This window comes from Ralstonia sp. Ralssp110 (assembly GCF_047325135.1).
Taxonomy (GTDB): Bacteria; Pseudomonadota; Gammaproteobacteria; order Burkholderiales; family Burkholderiaceae; genus Ralstonia; species Ralstonia mojiangensis.
Genome location: NZ_CP168608.1, coordinates 74,909 through 94,454 on the forward strand (window position 1 = coordinate 74,909; position 19,546 = coordinate 94,454).

General features: G+C 59.2%; 16 protein-coding genes and 1 pseudogene. 7 read left to right on the forward strand and 10 right to left on the reverse strand.

The genetic code is table 11. The annotated features are described in order from the left end of the window. Positions 1 to 444: 444 nt before the first annotated feature. The 5 genes from ACEN9T_RS00330 to ACEN9T_RS00350 all read left to right on the forward strand — a co-directional run bounded on the left by ACEN9T_RS00330 (position 445) and on the right by ACEN9T_RS00350 (position 5,925). The gene (locus ACEN9T_RS00330) at positions 445 to 1,107 is read left to right on the forward strand and encodes a glutathione S-transferase family protein (protein ID WP_413705536.1); all 663 of its coding nucleotides are present in this window, start codon (positions 445 to 447) and stop codon (positions 1,105 to 1,107) included. 229 nt (positions 1,108 to 1,336) lie between these two features. Beyond that, entirely contained in the window at positions 1,337 to 2,350 is a 1,014-nt protein-coding gene (locus tag ACEN9T_RS00335; protein ID WP_413705537.1) for a TRAP transporter substrate-binding protein, read from the forward strand. A 198-nt stretch (positions 2,351 to 2,548) separates the two neighbouring features. Next, positions 2,549 to 4,099: a methyl-accepting chemotaxis protein gene (locus ACEN9T_RS00340; RefSeq protein ID WP_045204973.1), complete on the forward strand. Its 1,551-nt coding sequence runs from the start codon at positions 2,549 to 2,551 to the stop codon at positions 4,097 to 4,099. Positions 4,100 to 4,202: 103 nt separating this feature from the next. Then, positions 4,203 to 4,667 (forward strand): RidA family protein, encoded by a 465-nt coding sequence (locus ACEN9T_RS00345; RefSeq protein WP_413705538.1) that lies wholly within the window; start codon positions 4,203 to 4,205, stop codon positions 4,665 to 4,667. A 328-nt stretch (positions 4,668 to 4,995) separates the two neighbouring features. Beyond that, positions 4,996 to 5,925: a LysR family transcriptional regulator gene (locus ACEN9T_RS00350; protein ID WP_413705539.1), complete on the forward strand. Its 930-nt coding sequence runs from the start codon at positions 4,996 to 4,998 to the stop codon at positions 5,923 to 5,925. A gap of 200 nt (positions 5,926 to 6,125) precedes the next feature. On the opposite strand, the gene ACEN9T_RS00355 is transcribed toward ACEN9T_RS00350, so the two are convergent. Further along, the gene (locus ACEN9T_RS00355) at positions 6,126 to 6,914 is read right to left on the reverse strand and encodes an MBL fold metallo-hydrolase (protein ID WP_413705540.1); all 789 of its coding nucleotides are present in this window, start codon (positions 6,912 to 6,914) and stop codon (positions 6,126 to 6,128) included. A gap of 54 nt (positions 6,915 to 6,968) precedes the next feature. On the opposite strand from ACEN9T_RS00355, the gene ACEN9T_RS00360 reads away from it, so the two are divergent. Next, a complete protein-coding gene (locus ACEN9T_RS00360) occupies positions 6,969 to 7,976 on the forward strand; it encodes a GlxA family transcriptional regulator (protein WP_413705541.1) in 1,008 nt (335 codons plus the stop codon). 296 nt (positions 7,977 to 8,272) lie between these two features. Here the strand turns inward: ACEN9T_RS00360 and ACEN9T_RS00365 are convergent, their stop codons facing one another. Further along, positions 8,273 to 8,878, reverse strand: a complete 606-nt coding sequence (locus tag ACEN9T_RS00365) for a UvrD-helicase domain-containing protein (protein WP_413705542.1) — start codon at positions 8,876 to 8,878, stop codon at positions 8,273 to 8,275. On the opposite strand from ACEN9T_RS00365, the pseudogene ACEN9T_RS00370 reads away from it, so the two are divergent. Next, positions 8,817 to 9,060: pseudogene (locus ACEN9T_RS00370) on the forward strand (efflux RND transporter permease subunit); the annotation flags it as partial. The gene ACEN9T_RS00365 and the pseudogene ACEN9T_RS00370 sit on opposite strands and share 62 nt — an antisense overlap. Before the next feature lie 496 nt (positions 9,061 to 9,556). Here the strand turns inward: ACEN9T_RS00370 and ACEN9T_RS00375 are convergent. From ACEN9T_RS00375 to ACEN9T_RS00410, 8 genes are all read right to left on the reverse strand, one after another. After that, the gene (locus tag ACEN9T_RS00375) at positions 9,557 to 12,079 is read right to left on the reverse strand and encodes a T6SS phospholipase effector Tle1-like catalytic domain-containing protein (protein ID WP_413705543.1); all 2,523 of its coding nucleotides are present in this window, start codon (positions 12,077 to 12,079) and stop codon (positions 9,557 to 9,559) included. A gap of 48 nt (positions 12,080 to 12,127) precedes the next feature. Continuing rightward, a complete protein-coding gene (locus ACEN9T_RS00380) occupies positions 12,128 to 12,703 on the reverse strand; it encodes a DUF3304 domain-containing protein (RefSeq protein WP_413705544.1) in 576 nt (191 codons plus the stop codon). Continuing rightward, positions 12,700 to 13,608 carry a DUF4123 domain-containing protein gene (locus tag ACEN9T_RS00385; RefSeq protein WP_413705545.1) on the reverse strand — a complete coding sequence of 303 codons (909 nt, stop codon included), beginning with the start codon at positions 13,606 to 13,608 and terminating at the stop codon, positions 12,700 to 12,702. The genes ACEN9T_RS00380 and ACEN9T_RS00385 overlap by 4 nt, the downstream gene beginning before the upstream one ends. A 23-nt stretch (positions 13,609 to 13,631) precedes the next feature. Beyond that, complete coding sequence (locus tag ACEN9T_RS00390) at positions 13,632 to 16,505, reverse strand: type VI secretion system Vgr family protein (protein ID WP_413705643.1); 2,874 nt, start codon at positions 16,503 to 16,505, stop codon at positions 13,632 to 13,634. Positions 16,506 to 16,753: 248 nt separating this feature from the next. Further along, positions 16,754 to 17,125: a hypothetical protein gene (locus ACEN9T_RS00395; RefSeq protein WP_413705546.1), complete on the reverse strand. Its 372-nt coding sequence runs from the start codon at positions 17,123 to 17,125 to the stop codon at positions 16,754 to 16,756. Positions 17,126 to 17,817: 692 nt separating this feature from the next. After that, positions 17,818 to 18,144 carry a hypothetical protein gene (locus ACEN9T_RS00400; RefSeq protein ID WP_413705547.1) on the reverse strand — a complete coding sequence of 109 codons (327 nt, stop codon included), beginning with the start codon at positions 18,142 to 18,144 and terminating at the stop codon, positions 17,818 to 17,820. Between the two features lie 49 nt (positions 18,145 to 18,193). Further along, entirely contained in the window at positions 18,194 to 18,565 is a 372-nt protein-coding gene (locus ACEN9T_RS00405; RefSeq protein ID WP_413705548.1) for a hypothetical protein, read from the reverse strand. Between the two features lie 104 nt (positions 18,566 to 18,669). Next, positions 18,670 to 19,500 (reverse strand): peptidyl-prolyl cis-trans isomerase, encoded by an 831-nt coding sequence (locus ACEN9T_RS00410; protein ID WP_413705549.1) that lies wholly within the window; start codon positions 19,498 to 19,500, stop codon positions 18,670 to 18,672. Positions 19,501 to 19,546 lie beyond the last annotated feature (46 nt).

Genomic DNA, 19,546 nt, shown 5'->3' on the forward strand with positions numbered 1-19,546 from the left:
CAAATCCAATGGGAAATATGCGTATCCTGCAATCGAATTTTTCGATGAGGCAGACGCAAGGCTAGTTCGATGCAAGAATCAAGGGTTTTCCCTGAATTGAAATGCCCACCTCAATCTGATCGGGTGAGTGCTGGCCAACGCGAAAACATCAGCTTTATCGATTGCTCGCGATAACAATTGTTTGGTGCCCAGGCAATAAATGTGTGTGTTGTGCAGCTGCTTGGTGCCCCCCTCCAATGCGCACTCCCGCTTTGTTGATCGATGGGGAAAACGACCAAATACCCCCCGATCAAAAAAAATTGATGGCAAAAAAAATTTTGCCAATTTAATCTAAATAAAGTCAGTCATTCATAACACCGCGTCCTTATGTGGCGAGCCTAGGTGCAGGTCGTTTTTTCCGATAATTTTGGGTGGATTGCATTCATTCGTAACCACAGATAGGAAATGCTTCTATATCACCGGCCAACATCAGGGCATAGCTACAAAGCTTGTCTTCTGCTATCGATTCTTGGAATCAAGTTCGAAAGTGTATTTGTTCAAGCAAATGGCGGGAAAAACATCGTCAATGACGAATATCTGGAATTGAATCCGCGAGGGCAAGTTCCCACGCTTGAGGATGACGGAACGACCATCTGGGGCTCAACGGCGATTCTTGTGTACTTGGCCAGCAAGTTCGACAAGCATCGAACCTGGTTGCCCGCCGATCCTGGCCAGACTGCAGCCGTGATGCAGTGGATGGAGTTTGCGCAGAATGAAGTGAATGGCTTGTTCCTCTCGCGCGCCATCCAAAAGTTCGGATACTCGGGGGACCTTGTCGCTGCGCAGCGCGCTGGCAATGCCGCATTGGATATTCTCGAGGACCGGCTCGGCCGGCATCACTGGCTGGCTTGCGACTGGCCTACCATCGGGGACATCGCATGCTTTCCCTACGCCGCGGTCGCCGATGACAACGGTTTTGATCTACAAGGCAGACCCGCTTTGAATCGCTGGTTCAAACGCATGATTCAACTGAGAGGCTTCTTTCCTATGCCGGGTATGGAGCCGCTTGTCGCCAGATTGACTGAAGAACGGAAGCTGACTGCCTCGGTCAGCGCCACCAACTTCTAAAACCGCTTTACGACCATCCCGGCGCCGCCCGCCTCCTTGTTCTCTCTCCACGAGATTGGCGCCGGGCTTTTTTTGAATCACGACACGCCGGCCGCAAGACTGGCGTTCTGGTGAAGCGCATCCATTGAGGCGCGGCGCTTCTACGTCGCCCTTGGGATCTCATAAACCGCCTCCCCCCAATTTCATTGCACGCTGATCCAAGACTTTGGACATTGGCGACCGCCGACCCATGAAGCTAACCGCTATCCTTTGTTCCGCGGCGATGGCGCTCGCCGCTACTGTTGAGGCCGCAGTCGCGGCGCAGCCCACGGCAAGTGATAAGCCAACACACTGGCGCATGGCAACCGAATACCCCGCAAACACAATGCCCGGCGAAGGATTGGCGGAGTTTGCCAAGGAAGTGAAAACCCGCACGGCCGGCACCCTGGACATCGTGGCATCCTATGACGGCTCCGCAGGTATCCCCGCTCCTGAAATACCGTTGGCTGTACGTGATGGGCGCCTGGAGGCTGGCGACGCCTACGGAGGGGCATTGGCAGAGTTGAATCCGATCTTCTCACTGTCTTCCCTGCCATTCGTGACCAACGAGGTCAAGGACGCGCAGCGGCTGGCAGACCTCGCGCGCCCGCTCTATGTCGAGGCGTTCGAGCAACTCGGCCAGCATCTCCTCTATGTGACACCCTGGCCGGCATCGGGGCTCTGGTCGGCCAAACCGATCGCCAGCGCTGATGTGCTGCGGACGCTTTCCATCCGCACGTACGACGCTACGTCGGCCAAGGTCATGCAGACAGTTGGCGCCCGGGCGGAAGCCTTGTCATTTGCGGAGGTGCCGGCTCGCTTGGGAAACGGCTCCATCAATGCCGTGCTGTCATCAGGTGACGGTGCGGCCGGTCAAAAGCTGCTGAAATGGTTGCCGTACTTCACGACCATCGAGTACGCAATGCCACTGTCGTTCGCCACAGTCAACGAGAAGGCATACGCGGCTCTGTCACCCAAGCAAAGGCGCGCGGTCGACCAGGCAGCCGAAATCACTGAATTCCGACAATGGCTGCGGCTACAGCATCGCGCCGCCCAGAACCGCCAGCACTTGCAAGATCTGCACATAGCCGTGGACGAGTCGTCGGCTCCGCTGCGCGCGTCGCTGCAGATCGCGGCCCAGCAGGCCATTGTCGAATGGGAGCGTGTGGCTGGCCCCGAGGCGACCGCAATGCTTGAACAATTTAGGCACCGGACCACCCCGTGAGTGCGATTGCCTTCGGATCAGGCGGGCCTATTCTGCACACCATTGGTGCGGACCACGGGCGATAAAAAATCCCTAACGCCACCGAGCAATTTTTTTTGCGCCAACACGCTGTCAAGTTGCACGCCAGCCCGACGATGAGAAAGATCAGAGCACGCGCCGACCCTCATCGTGCAGCCCGAAGACCTTTGGAGAATGCAATTGAACAGACTCAGCTTCCGTCAGAAACTCTGGCTGCCTCTCGTGTTCAGTTTGATCGCGTTGACATTGCTGTCGGTCTTCAACGCCTATCAGACACGCGAGATCCGCATGGATGAGCGCAAGAATAATCTTGTCAGCGTGACCACTGAGGCCTTCAGCATCATTAAGCAATATGGTGATCTCGCACGCAGTGGATCCCTGAGCGACGAGGAGGCTCGCAAACAGGCGCTCGATCGCATCCGCGGGTTGCGCTACGACAAGGATGGCTACTTCACCATCACGTCGTCGCAAGAGGTCGTGATCATGCATCCGATTGCACCCGATCTGAACGGCAAGAAGCGGACCGATTTCAAGGATGTGCAAGGTAACGCTCTGTATGTGGACATCTCGAATGCCGGCAAGCAGCCCGACGGAGGTTTTATTCGGTACGTCTGGCCGCACGTAGGAAGTACCGAGCCGGCTCCGAAGCTCGCCTATGTCCTGCAATACCAACCGTGGGACTGGAACCTGACGACAGGCGTCTACATTGACGACATCAACACAGCGTTCATGCACTCGCTGTACGGAATTGCGGGACTGTTGGCAGCAGTCGTGATTTCCATGGTCATCCTGACAAGCTTGGTGACCCGCAACCTGCAGCGCACGCTGGGTGGCGACCCAGCCTATGCGGCGGACGTCGCCAACCGCATCGCTGGCGGCGACTTGACGGTGCCAATCACAACGCACCCGGATGACCGCAACAGCCTGCTCTACGCCATGAACCGGATGCGTGCCGCATTGGTGGAGATGATCGGTCGCATTAAAGATGCATCCGATACGATCGGTACGGCCACGCGAGAAATCGCGAGTGGTAACCTGGACCTGTCATCACGCACGGAGCAGCAGGCGAGCTCGTTGGAAGAAACGGCTTCGGCAATGGAGCAACTCATGTCTGCCGTGCAGCAAAACGCCGACAACGCCAATCAGGCAAATCAGCTCGCTGTATCAGCTTCGGATGTGGCGGTCCGCGGCGGTGAAGTGGTGACACGCGTGGTGGAGACGATGAGCTCGATCAACGCCTCCTCACACAAAATTGTCGACATCATCGGGGTGATCGACGGCATTGCGTTCCAGACCAACATCCTCGCGTTGAACGCGGCAGTAGAGGCCGCCCGCGCCGGTGAACAAGGCCGCGGATTCGCCGTCGTAGCAGGTGAAGTGCGCAGCTTGGCGCAACGCAGCGCCGCTGCGGCCAAAGAAATCAAAGCCCTCATTGACGATTCCGTGGCCAATGTGAATGCCGGCAGTACGCTTGTCGATGAAGCTGGCACGACCATGCGCCAAGTCGTCACCAGCGTAAGGCGGGTCACGGACATCGTTGGAGAGATCACAGCGGCCAGTCAGGAACAGCGTTCGGGCATCGAAGAGGTCAGTCACGCCGTTACGCAACTGGATGATGCGACGCAACAGAATGCGGCCCTGGTAGAACAAGCCGCGGCAGCCGCACAGTCACTGGAGGAGCAAGCACAGGAACTGCTGGCGATTGTTGGAGAGTTCCGGCTTCAAGCCTGAGACTGCTCGATGCAACCACTGCACAGCGAGATGCAGCGGATTTTCGCCAACCCCTGTCAGTTCTCTAGCGGCTTGCAAATTCCGCAGCTACAAACATCAAATCATGGATACCAGACTACGCGAATTGGGCATCGAACTCCCTCCGCTCCTTCCGACACCGGGCAGTTTTCTGCCTTACATCATTCGTGGCAACTCTCTCTATCTATCTGGGAAAGGCGCACCTCGCCGGCAGTTGCATTCTGGTCAAGCGGTGCCCAAGGTGGGAAGAGAGGTCAGCACCTCTGAGGCAAGTGCTCATGCCAGAGAAATTGGCATCTATCTCCTAGCGCTGATGAAGGACGCGCTGGGCAGCCTGGATCGCGTAGAACGGGTCATCAAGGTGCTGGGGATGGTCAACGCGGTGGAAGACTTTACCGAGCACACAGAAGTGATCAATGGCTGCTCTGACCTGCTGGTTGAGGTTTTCGGCCTCCGAGGCGAACACACTCGCTCTGCGGTAGGGGTCAATTCCTTACCCAAAGGTTTTGCCGTGGAAATTGAAGCAATGGTGGAGATACGCAGCGCTTAGCAGATTCCCGGCGATTCATCCCGCTGAGCGTCTCCAGACGAGGAGACACGGAGCGCCGGCGGTGCTCAGGAACGCCAAGGTGCCGCGACCAGCGAATGCGGCCATCGTGCCTCAACTCGTGTGATCGTCGGTATCGCGCTTAGACGCGGATGCCAGCGACCGGAACCCTCACCGCTGCGGAACCGTGAATGTTACGGTACTGCTGTCGAGCACCTGATGCTGGGCGTCAGCAAGGTCTACCCGCAACGTCCTTGGCTTCGGGGAATTGATTCCCTCAGTGGAACGCGGACGATACTATCTAAGATCAGCAGAAGGAAGGACGCTCGAAATGAATCTCCGGTTCTTGGAAACCTTTGTTTGGGTAGTGAGACTGCGTAGCTTTAGGTTGACGGCAGAAAAACTGTTTACTACGCAGGCATCTGTTTCTTCGCGCATTGCGGCACTTGAGGAGGAACTAGGCGTACGCTTGTTTGACCGCGACGCGCGTGGTGTGAAACTCACGCCGGACGGACACAAAGTCCTCGAATACGCTGAGCGCATGGTGACTACGCTTCACGAATTGCAGGCGGCCGTTACGCAACACACCGGATTCGAGGGCCGCGTTCGGATAGGCGCCATGGATAGCGTGATACACACTTGGCTTAGCCCCTTAATTTCGCGGACTGTAGAGCAATTTCCCGCTTTAGAGATCGAGTTGGTGACAGACAGCGCCACGCACTTGGTAGAGCAACTAAAGAAAGGGACCTTGGATATTGTCTTTCAGACCGAAATCTTGCGACAAGAGAGTATCCGCAATGTCGAATTAGCGAGATATCCCATTCGATGGGTCGTGGCGAGCAACTCTCGGCTGGATCGTCCTTATGCGTCATTGAAGGATTTGGCACAAGAGCGGCTAATCACGTTTGTCAGCAATTCTCGTCCGCACCAAGATTTATTGAATCTATTGCACTTGAACGGCATTGAGTCACCGCGCATCAATTGCGTCAACTCCATAGCGGCGATGACGAGGCTTGTGGATGATGGATTCGGTGTTGGCGCACTACCCACAGTATTGGTACGGGATAAAATCGACTGCGGGACACTGACTGTGCTCGACATCGAACCGCCATTACCCGCACTTCCAATCGTCGCCTCATGGCGAATTGGGGCAGGCCTGCAGGCACACGAGACTATCGTGGAGTTGGCGCGCAGCATGGTGTGCGAATTTTGTAAGATCGCGGGTCCAGTCCATGCACTGTCCGAAGCAGACGGGCGGTAGAGCACCGTATGAAGCAATAAATGAAAACCCTTTTTGACAACGCCGCGGTGCTCACGGCCCATCAGAATGTTCCAAATTTGGCGATCGATTGAGTCTTTCCAAATTCGCGACAGCACCTAGCGTTTGTCATCCCCGCGAAGGCGGGGACCCTGTGGCTTTAACGACGCCGGCTTCCTGCCTTCGCGGGAAAGACAGCACGTTCAGCTCAGCGTGCCGTGAAATTCCAGTGTCTCGCCATCGGCTGGAATGCGTAGTCGCGCTTCGACCCCCGCTTGTGCGGCGGCGCGCCTGAGGTCGTTACGCGTCACGGGACAGTGGCTCAGTGCTTCGACGTGATTCGCAATCACGATGCCCGGGGACAGACGCGTGAAATCGATAACATCCTCGATGCCCATGATGATCTCACCGCCGAGATCGAAGCGCGCACCGCCTGCGGGTACCACACAGACTTGGGGGCGGTGTTGCACAACGAAGTCCCTGACAGTGGGCGTCAGCACAGTATCGCCACTCAAATACAGAGAGGGCTCGCCGGGCGACTCGATCAGGTACCCGACGCCATGCTCCATCAGCCTACCAATCAGCCCGCGTCCGTGTGTACAACGTACGGTCCGTATCGTGCCACCTAGGAAGGGGCCCGGCAGCTCATGCTCATGATGCAGTGGTTGCGCGTTCAGACCACGCTCGATCAGGTGGCCGGCATCATGGGGCGTGCAGCTGACGGGAATCTTCCGTTCACGCAGCCACTGCTTCGCCGCGCGGTCCAGGTGGTCGAAGTGACCTCGCTGACAGTGGGTAATCAGACAATGCGTCACGGATTCCAGAGCCGGCCAGGCGAAGTCGGGAAGCTCGATCAGCGGATTGCGCTGCCGAGCGCCGGACAGCCGCAGTGGCGGTAGCGCATGTCTGGGCGCAAGCATGGGGTCGATCAGGATGCGGTTGGCGCCGGTCTCCACGATGATGGTGGCGTTGCGTAGCTGTTGGATTTTCATGAACACGTCTCCCCGGATACGCATTCATTGTGCAGAGTTTCATTGGCTGCCAGAATGGCACGATTAGACATATTTGATTCATTTTCTGCCATGCCGCCGCCGCTTCGCATTGGCTTGCTTCTCTATCCGCATTGCATGCCGGCGGGCTTGCTGGCCTTCTCCGATCTACTCCATGCGGCCAACCGCCGTGCAGGAAGAGCGGTCTTTGAGTTGCGCTATGTTTCGCTGCAACCTGCTGAGGTCGTTTGCCCACAAGGGCTCTCCCTACATGCCACGCATGCATTGGAGAAAACCGCGCTCGACGCTGTGTTGGTGCCGGGTTTCTGGGCTGAGTCGGCTGCGCAGATAGAAGACGTGCTCGGCGCGAGTGCGGCGTTGATCAGAGCCCTGGCGACGTTTGACCGCGGCAAGCGGCTCTGGGGTTATTGCACCGGCGTCTGCCTGCTGGCCGCCAGCGGCAAGCTGAACGGCCAGCCAGCCACAGTGACATGGTGGGCGGCAGAAGTCATGGAAAGACACTATGGCAAGGTCCGATGGCAGGTCGAGCGGAGTTGCATCGTCAACACGCGCACGGCAACGGCTTCCGGCGTAAGCGGCTATCTCCCTATCGCCCAGGAGCTCATCAAGCAACACGTAAGCGCTGAGGCATTGCATGACCTAATTACGCTGATGGTGCTTCCGCGTCCGGCCCCGACGCACGAGGCGTTCCGGGCGATGAGTCTGATGGAACAGGCTAGCCCGATGCTGCGCCGGCTGCACGACTTGGTTGGGCGGCTTCCGGCAGAATCGATCACCGTAACGTGCCTGGCAGAAGCACTTGGCATGTCAGCGCGCACATTGGCGCGCAAGGTTATTGGCGAGACTGGCGTCACGATCGCCGAGTATGCGCGCCGGGTAAAGCTGAACCAGGTCAGCGAGCGCCTCGTGTTGACATCCATGCCGGTCAGTACCATCAGCGCGGACCTCGGATTCAGTAGCGACTCGAATATGCGTCGTATGTTCAAGGTCCTGACGTCGATGAACCCCGTCGAGTTCCGCAGGAAGTATTCGCGCCAATCGTGAGGAAACTGACACACGTAAAACATGGAGTGGCTCGCCTTACCTTGATGCCGGACCACAGACTACCACGGCTTCTGCTGAGTCTCGGCGTCCTACGAGATGCATTGCTTCCGGTTGCTGAACGCGTTGGGAGACTGTGGCCGGGCTGGTAGCGAATCCTGCTGACCCCTAGCGAGGAATCCTTCTTGCAGTATGCGCTGATGGCGGGAGGTAATACTGCTGCGCCTCGCTAAGAGTTCGTCAATTGGTTTGGGGGAAATGCGTACTGGGTGCGATCAGGAAACAAGGCTCCGACGGCATTAAATCGTCTCTTGGTGCTCACAGCCACCATTCGGCGAATAGCGGGAGCATCCGAGGAACGGCTTGTTGAAGTGGCTCGGGCGGGGCAGCAAGAATCCTTTGCCACACGTGCCACAGCGTTTCGGCAACGGGCCTGCTCGATACGTAATGGCTTTGCTGAATTCCGGGCTCATCAACTCCAGAGCGAACGGCGAAATATCTCGCTGCCTGAAAAAGACAAAGCACTTATTCTTGGCACGCGTCAGTGCAACATAGAACAGCCGCCGCTCTTCGGCGAATGGAAACGTGTCGTGCATGGACAGCATCATTTCCAGCAGTGGATCGTTTTTGATCGTGGACCGGAAGGTCTTGGACAACAGATTTTCGGAGGTCGCGCCAAAAACCTTCTCGAACCCCATGAACAGCTGAAGATCTGAGCCGGTAAATCCGTAGATCGCCTGCCAGTCGTCGCCCACCCCAAAAAGCACACTGTCCCTGTGCTGTGCCAACAGTGCCTTAACCAACCGCGCACGGCCCGGCGACATGTCCTGAAATTCATCGACCATCGCCGGCATGCTGCCCATCGCGCTGGGCCTGGGCGCGGATGCTAGTTTCCGCCAGCCCATGGCTGTTGCAGTGATCGGTGGACTCCTCACCTCAACCGCGCTCAGTCTGCTGGTCGTCCCCGTGGCGTTCACCTATGTGGACGACCTGGCGCCGCCTGCTGCATCGGTGGTTCGGCAGAAAGTCCATGACGGTGCGGGCGGTTGAACAGACGGAACCCGCATCCAGTGCCAGCAACGCGTGAGAGTGGTCTGCCGATCATCCCTGTCGAGCCATGCGCGCGCATCGTCAAGGATCGCCCCGGAGCCAGAAAGTACCTCTTGTGCATGTGTTGCAGAAGACGGCCACGGCGCTCGCGCTTTTGAGGCCCACAGCCATTGGCACGGCAGTGGCCGTCGGGCTCGGGCCGCTGTCGCTCACCATTGATCCGGCAGGCAAGTACGTGTATGTGGTAAGCGTCCGAGAATCGACGTCCTAGGGATGGTGTTCAGAATGTTAACGCGCGAGCAGAATTGACCCCCCGTGGGTCAAATTTAGCTGCGCGCCAACACCCGGAGATTAATACGCTGACGATGTAGAGTCCATTCCGAAGAGGAGCGGTCATGAAGAAGCGATTCACCGATGAGCAGTTTATTAACGTGCTGAATGAAGCCGAGGCAGGTCTGAGCCGGCAGGGCTATGTCGCAAGCACGGCATCTCGGAAGCGGCCTACTGCAACTTTGATTTGGACAGCAGCTGCCCTAACCACCGTTGCCATCCAACTCCTCCATGAATGCCGTGATGGCCGCCATCTCTTCTTCCGTAGCTTGAATACCCTGATTCAGCCCACCCCATTCGTTCAACATGTCCTGCGGCGGCATGCCAGTGCTGCCCATTCCGCTCAATGTTTTTCCGAGTTCTTCTGAGCGAGATCGCATCTGCTTGAGCTGCGACTCAAGTGATTTCATGCGTCTTCGGAGTGTTGCGGCGTCCTGGCCCGCCAGTTGAGGGAAGGCAGCACGATAGTCCATGTACTTGTCGCCATAGACGGTACGCCATCGCAGGAAGCCCCACATCTGCCACAGTTCGCGGCCACTGGTTTGCTGCGGCAACTGTTCGGTATAGGCCGGATCTTTGAGTGCGTCCTCTTCCGACTGTCCTTTGGCTTCGCGTTGCTGCTTAAGACGGGCCTGCAGTTGCAACTGCTGCTGTTCTTCTTTCGTTAACGGTGGGGGTGGCGGCACTCCGACCTTGGCAGTGAGCGCAGTGATCTTCACCGGAGGCGGATTCTTCAGCGCGGCATCCTTGGCGGCTACCGCATCGAGCGCGCTCTGCTGTTTGCGATACCAGACGTCGTTGTCGTCGCCCAGCGGCTTGAACCAAGCCCGTGAGTCATGCACGTAGCGCGAGAAGAACAGGTCGACCGCTTGCGGCACGTCCGTGTTCTCCCATGCGCTTTGCACCGCACCCCAACTGTCGAACTTTAAGCCGAGTGCCTGCTTGGCGCGAAAGAACAGCATCGCGCCTTGCACAGCGCCGACGGCGGGAATATAGGCGATAGGCCCACCCGGCGCCTCGGGTACGGTATTCTGTAAAGCGGGACGACCGCCCACGCCGGCGACTCCAGATATCAGCGCACCCAAACTGCTTGCACCGGCCTCGACCGACCACTTCCCGCCTTCCATGATCCAGCCGAGATAGTGGCCCTTGGCCCAGCTCGGCACCAAATTCTGGTAGCTCGAATAGCGCTTGACCCACTTCAATTCCTCAGCCAATTCGGCATCGGAGGTCAGCAAGTCGGTCTGATCTGTTTTGGCGGCGTGCTGCACGCTCGGCATGCTGCCCACCTTGCCGAGCCACCGATGGCGCCAGCGCAGGAAGTAGCCATAGTGGAGATGAACCAGGTCCGGAGTGGTCGTTGCGCCGGTATCTGAGGTCGCTGTGCGGTACGCATTGAAGGCTTTGATCAAGTCTGGGTCAACGCGGAACTGCTTCTGCAATTCCGCTGGCGCCGCTTTTGGGCTCTTCAGAGGAACTCCCGAGATGATGGCTTCACGGTACATGTGCGATAGCGGGACCTGCGACAACTTGGCGCTATCGTCTGGCGTCCAATCGATGCGGCACCCGCGCCCTTGTTCACCGGGCTCGTAGCCTCCGCCAAGATCCGAGTGCACACCGGGGTAGACGAACTCTTCGACGTTGTCGCCATGTGCACTGTCCAGCGGGAAGGAGCCACGCACTTCATGGCCTGACACCAAGTGAACGCAGCGCTTGACGAGATCGGGGCCCGGGATGCGCATCCAGCGCTTCTGGCCCCAGGCGCCGTGCCCTGACGCCATCGTCTCAATCATGCTTTGGGCGATGCCGACCGATGCCACGGTATCGAATAGGCCCAAGAAATCGATCTGGACTGGAATGCCGCAAAGGCTGAGTTTCTCTCCATTGGCGTCGCAGGCATCACGAAGCCAGTTGCAGAACACGCGCGCCTGCGCGGAGCCGCGCGAGAAGCCAAAGACGTGCAGACGAATGCGCTTGATGATCGGTTTGCGCTCCTTGGGTAGGTTGCCCAGAGCTTTGGCCAGCGCTGCCTTACGCTCGTTGAGCACACGACGCCGGCCCTTGGTGTTGACTTCGCGCCAGTTGGTGCGCGCGACCGTTGTGAGTGAAGCGAATGAGCCAACGGTCGCGCGTAGGTTACGGTCGAACTCACCACGGGCGCGATACTTGCCTTGCAGTTCGCGCTCGATCGTGGCGCTGCTACCGATGTTAGACATCTGGATCTCTGGCGCGTTGATGTCAGCGCTCATTTGCTTGACGAGTTCACGATCCGAGGGACCATCAGTCAGAGGCTGGCCGTGGTAGTGGGCATGAACGTGGTTATGTAACTGCAGCAAGCCCCAGTTAATGCGGCACTCCCCACCCCAGCCAGCTGCCGCGCCAGCGACGGCGTGGATGCCGATACCAAGGTCGCCAACTTGCTTATAGAACGGCGTGCCGACTCCCGCGGCGTAGCTAGCAAATCGGTATTGCCGCAATTCGGTCTGCTTGAGTTCAACGTCAAATAGGTCAGCTAGTCGGGCCACGTTACTGTGTGCCTGCCTTGGCCGATCATTGTCCGAGTTATTGCGCGTGCCATCGAAAAAGAAGCCAAAGTGCAGTTCTTCTTCGCATGGAGGAGGAACCTTAAGGTTGACGTTCAGCAAAGAATTCTTGCGCGACATCTCCTCCTGCGAGAGTTCGAACGGCTTGTCTGGGCACGTCGGAGCAAAGCGAACAATGGTCATCGGCAAGTTATGGTCAAAGGCGGCAACGGAAGAACTGATGCATCAAAGCTATTTCGCCTGCGGGGCACTTGCGGCTGATGCGCGGTGATCTGGGCTGTAGCACAGATCCCGATCCTTCCCCGCTCGACGTTTGAGGCAGGCTTGCTTTGGTTCTTCAAGATGGTATGGATCGCCTTCCCAGCCGGGTAGCCAGTCGGTCAAATACACCTTTACCTCGTGATTCGGGAAGAACGCGACATAGATGTAGGAGCCGCCTTTGGGCGGATACTTTTCAAGAGGCACCTTTTTCTCGTAGAGCGCCTTTTCGTCTTTGTGGAACAACTCGTCGTCACTCCACTTGACTGTCACCTTGAAGTTCGGGTCCCAATGTCTGGGCACGGACACGCTGCCGATCCATTTGGTTCCCCCTGCGTTCGCAACCATCCCTCCCGCCCATTGACCGTTGACATAAACCGCGCCGATCGGGATATCGGTGTAGTTGATCACGCCGATGGAGCCGCCTAGTGAATCATCTTCCTCGACGGCCGCCGCCTTGGGCGCCTCCGCTTTGCTGCACGCAGTGAGACCTAACAGCGCGCCTGCAAGCACTACTGCACACAATCGTTTTATCGTCTTTGCATTCATGCTGAACCCATCTCGATAGCCGTGTCTTTGGTCGCACGCAAGTAATTCTGTAACGCCCCCGGCTCACGGTGAGCGTCGCCCAGCAAAGCCAAGAACCCTGGCTCCCGCAGGTCTGCTCCATTGCTCGCGAGCGCGTGCGCCGCGAGTTCAACAGTATCCGGTGTCGAGTCGATCGAGTACTTCTTGGCCAGCGCACAGGCTTGGGAGACAAGGCGGTAGCCATCAGCCCTGCCCGTAGCAGGAAGGCTGCCCGGTGATTCCCTATCGATCAGGTCGAGGATGGCGTCCGGCATGGCTGCGTCGATCATCCGGTCAATGTCTGCTTGTGGCAACACGAGTTGCTCGATCGGATACGTCGCTGGTTCTGCATGCGATTCTGAGAGCCACAGCGTTTCCAGTTCGCCGGCCCGATCGACGTAACACCAGTGCAGTAGCGGCGCAGTGATTTGCGACCATCCAGTAGGGTTCATTGCTCCCGGAAGTGCCAGCAGGACGCGCGTGTCGGCAAAGCGCAGTAGATAACGCGACCCGTCCTCGACCACCATCGGCTGTAAGCAGGGCTGCCACAGGCGCACTAGGTGTTCTGCCGGTTGCCACGACGCGACAAAGCTGAGCATCGGGCGTCCCTGACAGTGCTTGCCCAGCGCGTTTAGGATGCCGCCCAAGTCCACGCCGGCACGCCGGTCTAGCGGCAACAGATAGGGCGAGGCGGGCAGCAACTCCTGCAGCCTGCTGGTAGCCCCGTACAGTGGAAAGGATTGCAGTGGTGCGGCGAAGGGCTTGCGGCCGTAGTCGAACACACCATCGACCAGGGCAAACCAGTGCGCGTCTGGCGCAGCGTCGATGGTCTGCAATAGGCTGTCTACCCACACATCAGGATCACGGGAATCAACCGCGAAATACATAAAAGACCTCTTCAATTACCTGTCTACACTCGCGCCACGGGAGAACCCGAGGTGGCCGCCTTCAATAGACATTCGAGACAGACGCTTTGCGGGAACGTCGGCAGCGCGTAGGACTGATTCACCGGTCCGTCGAATTTGCGTTCCGCTGATTTGTAGGTAATCGGCCCCGCACACTCCACGGTGATATTCCCACCTTCGAGCGTGATCGACGCTCCGCCGGCCGTGGCGATGCGAATCCGCTTGGCGGCTGCAAAATCCACATTCATATTGGCCGACACCAGCTTCAGGTCCTGCTTGGCCATCAGCTTGAGTACGTCGTGCTGCGCCTGCACGTCGATGTTGTCTTGCCCAGCCGTCAGTTGCAGGCCGACGTTGTTGTCGGCAGCTTTCGACAGACCTGCCGCTACGCCGATCGCCTGACCAGCGTGCATGCGTGCCTGCTTGCCGACGGCGAGGTTGGTGTCCTGGCCGCTGCCCAGCGCGATGCTCTCGCCGTTGGCGAGCTGCAGGTCTTGCCCCGCCACCATGACGAGGCCCGCGCGGCCCGCCAGGTGGGCAATGGCCTCGCCCTGATGCGGCACCTTGCCTTGCGTGGCGGTGTTGCCAGCGCTGGCGTCCTGCTTGGCGGCGTCGAGCGCCTTGCCGTCGACCATGCCGGCCACCGCCTTGGCTTGCTTGGCCAGCGGGGCACCGTCGTTCTTGGCGGTGTCAAGTGAAGTCGACTGATGCGTGACCGCGCCTTGCCCCAGCGATGACGTCAATTCCTTGGCTTGCTTGATCAGCGCAATGCCTGCCGCGTTGTCGCCGGTGGGCACGGCTTTGCCGTTGCTGGCGTCGCGGTAGGTGGTCAGCAGCAGGCCTGCCTGGCCGCGCACGGCGGCGTGGCCATCGGTGCGCAACTCGAAGCCTTGGCCGCGGAAGCTGCCGCGCCGATTGTCTTGCTGATGGACGAGATGCCCAAGGTTGAGCTGGCTGAATTGCTGCGTGGTAGCGAGCTGCGTGCGCAACTGGCCGTCGCTGTCATCAAAGACGAGGTGGTTGTAACCGCTGCCACCGTGTTCCGCGCTCTTGAAGCCGGTGTGAGCGGCAGCGTTGCGGTGGCCTTCGGCCTCCGTGCCCATCCCGTGCCAGGCGGGGCTGTGGCCGCCGGCCACGTTGCCTTGCGCGCTCGCAGCGCTGTCGCTGCCTTGCTTGTAGAGGGCTGTGCTGTCGTTTTGGTCGGATGCGCCCTGCCCGCCCGGCGTGGGCGCAATGCCGGCCTCGCCCTGGCCGTTGTACAACGAGCCGATCACGACGGGCTGATCGATGTCGTCTTCGCTGAACTTGACGAGCACTTCCTGCCCGATACGCGGCAGCCATTGCCAGCCCATGCCGGAACCGGCCTGCCGCTGCGCGACCCGCACCCAGCGGCTGCTGCGGTCATCCGCACGCTCGCCTTGTTGCCAAGGGAAGCGCACGCGGATTTCGCCTGCGGGGGTGGCGTGGTGTTCGCCCTCTCCGCCTGCCTGCGTCTGGCCGTCCGGGCCGACCACGATAGCGCTGTGCACGCCTTGCGCGGTAGGTGCGGCGTACAGGCGGCCGCAATCGGGTTCCGTCACAGCGGGGCGCCACGGCCGACGTGCATCGCTTGCGCGGAACATTCCCGCGTAGCCGTGCGTGCGTGCGGCCTTGAGCAGATCGCCAGTTGGGGCGTTGCGCTCGACGGGGCCTTCTGCCTCCTGGAAACCGAAGATGCCAGGGCCGGATTCCGGTGCGCTGGGCGGCGTATCGAATTCCAGCGCGGCGTCGAGCCCCCCCAAACGCTGGCTGAGCGCGTTGTGCGTATCGACGGTCAGGTTGTTGATGCCGCAGTGTTCGACCAGATCCATCAACAGCGGATAGGCGCCTTCCACGTCTTGCGGCAGGTGCGGGCAATCCACCACCTGCAGGCGCGTGCCGCTGCGTAGCGTACGCACCGTGCCACGCCCCGAAAACAACAGCGCGCGCGCCTCCAGGCTTTCCATGACCTGTTCGGCAATGCGCTGGGCATTGGCGGAATCGGGGGCCAGCGACGGACTGATCGACAGATACGCATCCGGGCTCCCCGCGCTGGTGGCGAAGCGGGCAGGCGCGTGGGCGCGAGCGCTCTGCTTGCCTTCCGGGTCCCACGCTGCCACCGCCACGCCGCTCACCGTTGTGCGGCTATGGCAAGCGAGTTGCTGAATTGCGTCGCGCTCTTCCAGGCTGTGCGCGCGGTGGAAGCGGATACCGCCCGCCGCAGCTGATTCCGCGTCTTCCTGTAGTTGCGTGCTGTCGGCAAAGATCACCAGCGTGTGGCCGCCATGCGCCTGGTCGTCTTCCACCGTGGTGAAACCGAGCCCCGCTTCGGCCAGCAGGCGCGTAACGAAGTGGTAGTCGGTCTCGCGAAACTGGGCGATGTGTGCGCGTGTACCGAAGTCGGCCATGCGCGCTTCAGCACCGGCCGCGTAGCGCCACGAGGCATACGGCTCGTACGGCGACAGCATCTGTTCAATGATGTCGGGCAGGGGCCGGTTTTGGAACACCTGGCTATGGCGCTGCTGCGTGGTCAGCCAGAACCAGGGCACCATGGTCAGGCGATAGCGCGTGAGGCTGCCATCCGCGCCAAGCTTCTCAGCCAAACGGATCAGGCCTGTGCGCTTGGTCTGCGTGCCATCGGCCAGCGTTGTGACCAGCGTGACGCGCTGGCCCAGCAACGATTTGAGTGCGATGCGCGCATTGGCGCTTACGGCCACCACACGCCATTCGAACAGCTCGGACAGCGCCTCCCGACCGAGCCAGGCTTCCACCGCAAGGTCCGCAAGCGGTCCATCGCCTTCCAGCGTGTATAGGCGGCGTGTTGGTGCGAAGAGGTTCTGAAGAAGGGTCGTGGCGTCCATCAGTGGCATGTCAGTTGTTGCTAGACGCCCGACGTACTGCAACAAGGCGGGCGCATTATTCTAAATGTACGCCACACCCAAAGCAGTAAATAATAGTCGCCACCAGGTTAAGGAAGCGAAATAATTAGATTTTTTGAATACAGATATTCGCGCATCTAAAATCAGACAGCATTGGAGGAAGCTGATTGCCGAAATTTGGCCGACAGCCGGTGGCGCGCAAGCTCGCAACTGAACGCCGCGCTGCGTGACTATGCGCCGTGCTTACGAACGCGTTGCCGAATAGCTTCGTCGCGCGCAGTCGCCGCATCCTTCCGCATTTGCCGGCTGATGCTTTTCGCCCGAGAGAGCGCGGTCATGCTCAGGAGAATCAGGCACGCCAGAACCGCCAGCGGTGTCGGAAAAACTCCGCCCAGCTTGCCGTGCAGGTCCATGATCGCTGGCCAAATTGCTGCACCAGGCACGTTGCTGGCCAGCGGACCAAACGTTCTATCCATGTGCAGAAAATCCTTGTCGCCGGCCGGCACAGCCAACGCCGCCACCGCCAAGGTGACTGCAGCGTATAACAGCAGTGCAGCGAACAGGTACAGAAAAGCAATAGACTTGGTCCGATTTTGTAGCATGATTATTCTTAAAACTCACCAGACGTTCACAAAATAAATGCAGCTATTTCACCATACAGGTCTGTGGCAAGCAATCAGCATAATCAAATCGGCGCGATTTATTCCGTTCAGTACCTCTGCATGGAACGGGGACAGCGGTCTGAACTGTTACGATTCGCGACCAGGTTACCGGCACAACCAACACGAGGCGGACGAAGTCATTCTTGTATTCGAGTGGATGGGCGCCCCTCCACAGCGCGGAGGCAATTCGCTGCCGTATCCGCCTGGCGTATTGTTCGACATGCATCCATGGCGCATGTTTGTGTCAGCGCCACTGCATGACCGCAAGGTTTTGAGGGTGTCGCATTTACGGTTCAAGTCCGCCGAAGCGCGCAATCATTTCTTCGGCAGGAACGATGGGCGGCGATGGCCTCGCCAGATTCGGATGTTTTCGGGCGCGCGCAGGCGAAGGTTGGAGTTCTTGAAGGAGCTGCGCGCTGTCTACCGTTCCAACAACTGTTGGGTTTCCATCCACTGAATAACGTTCGCAAACTGGAGTGGGGGTGCGCCGGCGACCATTGGTGGTATGTAGCACCCCAGAAAGATCCGCGCAAATCACTGAAGTGCGCAAGGTCACCTGCTGTTCCTCGTCACGCTGCCGCAAAACGGGCGGTAAGCGGCGCTACGAAGCCGCCGACGTATGGGTGGGCGACTTACGCTGACGCTCTTTGCAAGCGCGTGATCTTGTCGAAGGTGGCCATCTTGGCGTCTGGCAGGCTGGCGAAGCCGGACTTCGACCAACTCGCCGGCTCGCCCTTAACCGTCTCGATGTTGTAACTCCATGAGCGACCCGTGAAGGACACCAGGATGCGGAAATCACCCGCGTAGAGCGTCGATGCCCCGTCAGCTCTGCGTCTCCAGGCGCGGGTCAACCAAAGTTCGCGCTTCGCAGCCCGATCCGGCGTCGGAGCCGCCGTCTGCTTTAGCGGTTTCGCGACCGACGGTGCCGACCGGACCCAGCCGCCGCTGTGCCAAATCATGGGAGGCGTTGCCTTCTGTCCCAAAGCGATTTCCTTTGCAGCCAGCGGGCTATCGCGCCCTGCTGTGATGGAAGTACAGGTAGCCGAGGCCGATCGGGGCGATGAAGATCGCCAGACTCCAGCAAAGTGCCATCGTGACCAACTTCCACCACAGGGCGATGAAGGCATTGACGAACAACACGTTCGAGCCCATCAAGAAGCCAATCACGCCCTCGTAGACGAACCGTGCGTAGGGATAGAGAACGGTATTGAGGATCGCGATAATCACGAGCGTGAAGGGGAACGCGTGCTGCCCGGACGATGGCTTCGCGTGCGACAACATCCAGAAGATGAAGACGGGAAAGATCAGGCCGTATACAAAATGTCGGAAGTAATACGGGCGGGAGAGCCCACCAAAGGTTTTACTCAAAACTTGTTGCACGCGCGCTCCTTGTGCGTGAAGGTTGTGCTGACCGTTAATGCCGGCCGGTTGCCATCCATGACCGGCTACCGGACCGCGTCACCGAGATTTGCAGTTGACGGGCCTCACTGAACGACCTTGGCAGTCTTCAGCAAGTTTCCGACTACCTGTACCGTGGCGCGTTCGAGTTCCGCCGTCTCCAACGCCTGCTTAATGGCCGGCTTTACGGCGTCATATGCAGGCACTTGCGTCGGCCGCATCGCATCGAGCTTCACGATGTAGCGCTGGTTACCCACTTCGACTGGGGCAGCGCTGGTCGCACCCAACTGCAGTGCAGAAATCTCGCGCGCAAGTGCCAGCGGCAAGTTCTGCGTCTTGCCCTCTTCGGCCGGCACCTTGAAGCTCACCCAATCCATCTCGCCGCCACGCGCCTTGTTCGGCGCCGTGCTGTACTGCTGTGCCAACTTGGCGAAATCGCCGCTCTGCTTCAGTTGCGCGATGACCTGCGCGGCGGTGACATCGTCGCCCACCTGGATCACACGTGGCTTGTATTCTTTGTCGCCCAGGCTGGAGACGATCGCGTCATAGCGCGCTTTGACTTGCGCATCCGTCACCGGCGCGGGCTTGATGTTGTCTTTCAGCCAAGCCTGAGTGATGGCCGCGTCATGCGCCTCCTGTACGGCTTGTTTCACCGCCGGCAGCTTTTCGTAGGCTGCATTCTTGGCAGCCTGCTGGCGGAACAGTTCACGCGCGATCAGCTGCTGCTTGAGCGCTTGTAAGACGTTCGGATTCGCGGCCACACCAGTCTGTGCAATCGCTCGGTCCAACTGGGCTTGCGTGATCTGCGTGCCGTTGACGACGGCCACAGCACCCGCCGGCAGGGCGTCAGCCCATGCGGATGAAATCGATGCTGCGGCCAATGCAGTTATGGCGAAGCGGTGGATCGTTGTGTTCATGTCAGAAATCCTTGTCAATAAGTTCAGTGCAAAGTCGGCGTCGACA

Bases quoted from the DNA above. Each gene is read 5' to 3' on its own strand.
- ACEN9T_RS00330 (WP_413705536.1), top strand. From the start codon at position 445: ATGCTTCTATATCACCGGCCAACATCAGGGCATAGCTACAAAGCTTGT.
- ACEN9T_RS00335 (WP_413705537.1), top strand. From the start codon at position 1,337: ATGAAGCTAACCGCTATCCTTTGTTCCGCGGCGATGGCGCTCGCCGCT.
- ACEN9T_RS00345 (WP_413705538.1), top strand. From the start codon at position 4,203: ATGGATACCAGACTACGCGAATTGGGCATCGAACTCCCTCCGCTCCTT.
- ACEN9T_RS00350 (WP_413705539.1), top strand. From the start codon at position 4,996: ATGAATCTCCGGTTCTTGGAAACCTTTGTTTGGGTAGTGAGACTGCGT.
- ACEN9T_RS00355 (WP_413705540.1), bottom strand. From the start codon at position 6,914: ATGAAAATCCAACAGCTACGCAACGCCACCATCATCGTGGAGACCGGC.
- ACEN9T_RS00360 (WP_413705541.1), top strand. From the start codon at position 6,969: ATGGCACGATTAGACATATTTGATTCATTTTCTGCCATGCCGCCGCCG.
- ACEN9T_RS00365 (WP_413705542.1), bottom strand. From the start codon at position 8,878: ATGGGCTGGCGGAAACTAGCATCCGCGCCCAGGCCCAGCGCGATGGGC.
- ACEN9T_RS00375 (WP_413705543.1), bottom strand. From the start codon at position 12,079: ATGACCATTGTTCGCTTTGCTCCGACGTGCCCAGACAAGCCGTTCGAA.
- ACEN9T_RS00380 (WP_413705544.1), bottom strand. From the start codon at position 12,703: ATGAATGCAAAGACGATAAAACGATTGTGTGCAGTAGTGCTTGCAGGC.
- ACEN9T_RS00385 (WP_413705545.1), bottom strand. From the start codon at position 13,608: ATGTATTTCGCGGTTGATTCCCGTGATCCTGATGTGTGGGTAGACAGC.
- ACEN9T_RS00390 (WP_413705643.1), bottom strand. From the start codon at position 16,505: ATGGACGCCACGACCCTTCTTCAGAACCTCTTCGCACCAACACGCCGC.
- ACEN9T_RS00395 (WP_413705546.1), bottom strand. From the start codon at position 17,125: ATGCTACAAAATCGGACCAAGTCTATTGCTTTTCTGTACCTGTTCGCT.
- ACEN9T_RS00400 (WP_413705547.1), bottom strand. From the start codon at position 18,144: ATGATTTGGCACAGCGGCGGCTGGGTCCGGTCGGCACCGTCGGTCGCG.
- ACEN9T_RS00410 (WP_413705549.1), bottom strand. From the start codon at position 19,500: ATGAACACAACGATCCACCGCTTCGCCATAACTGCATTGGCCGCAGCA.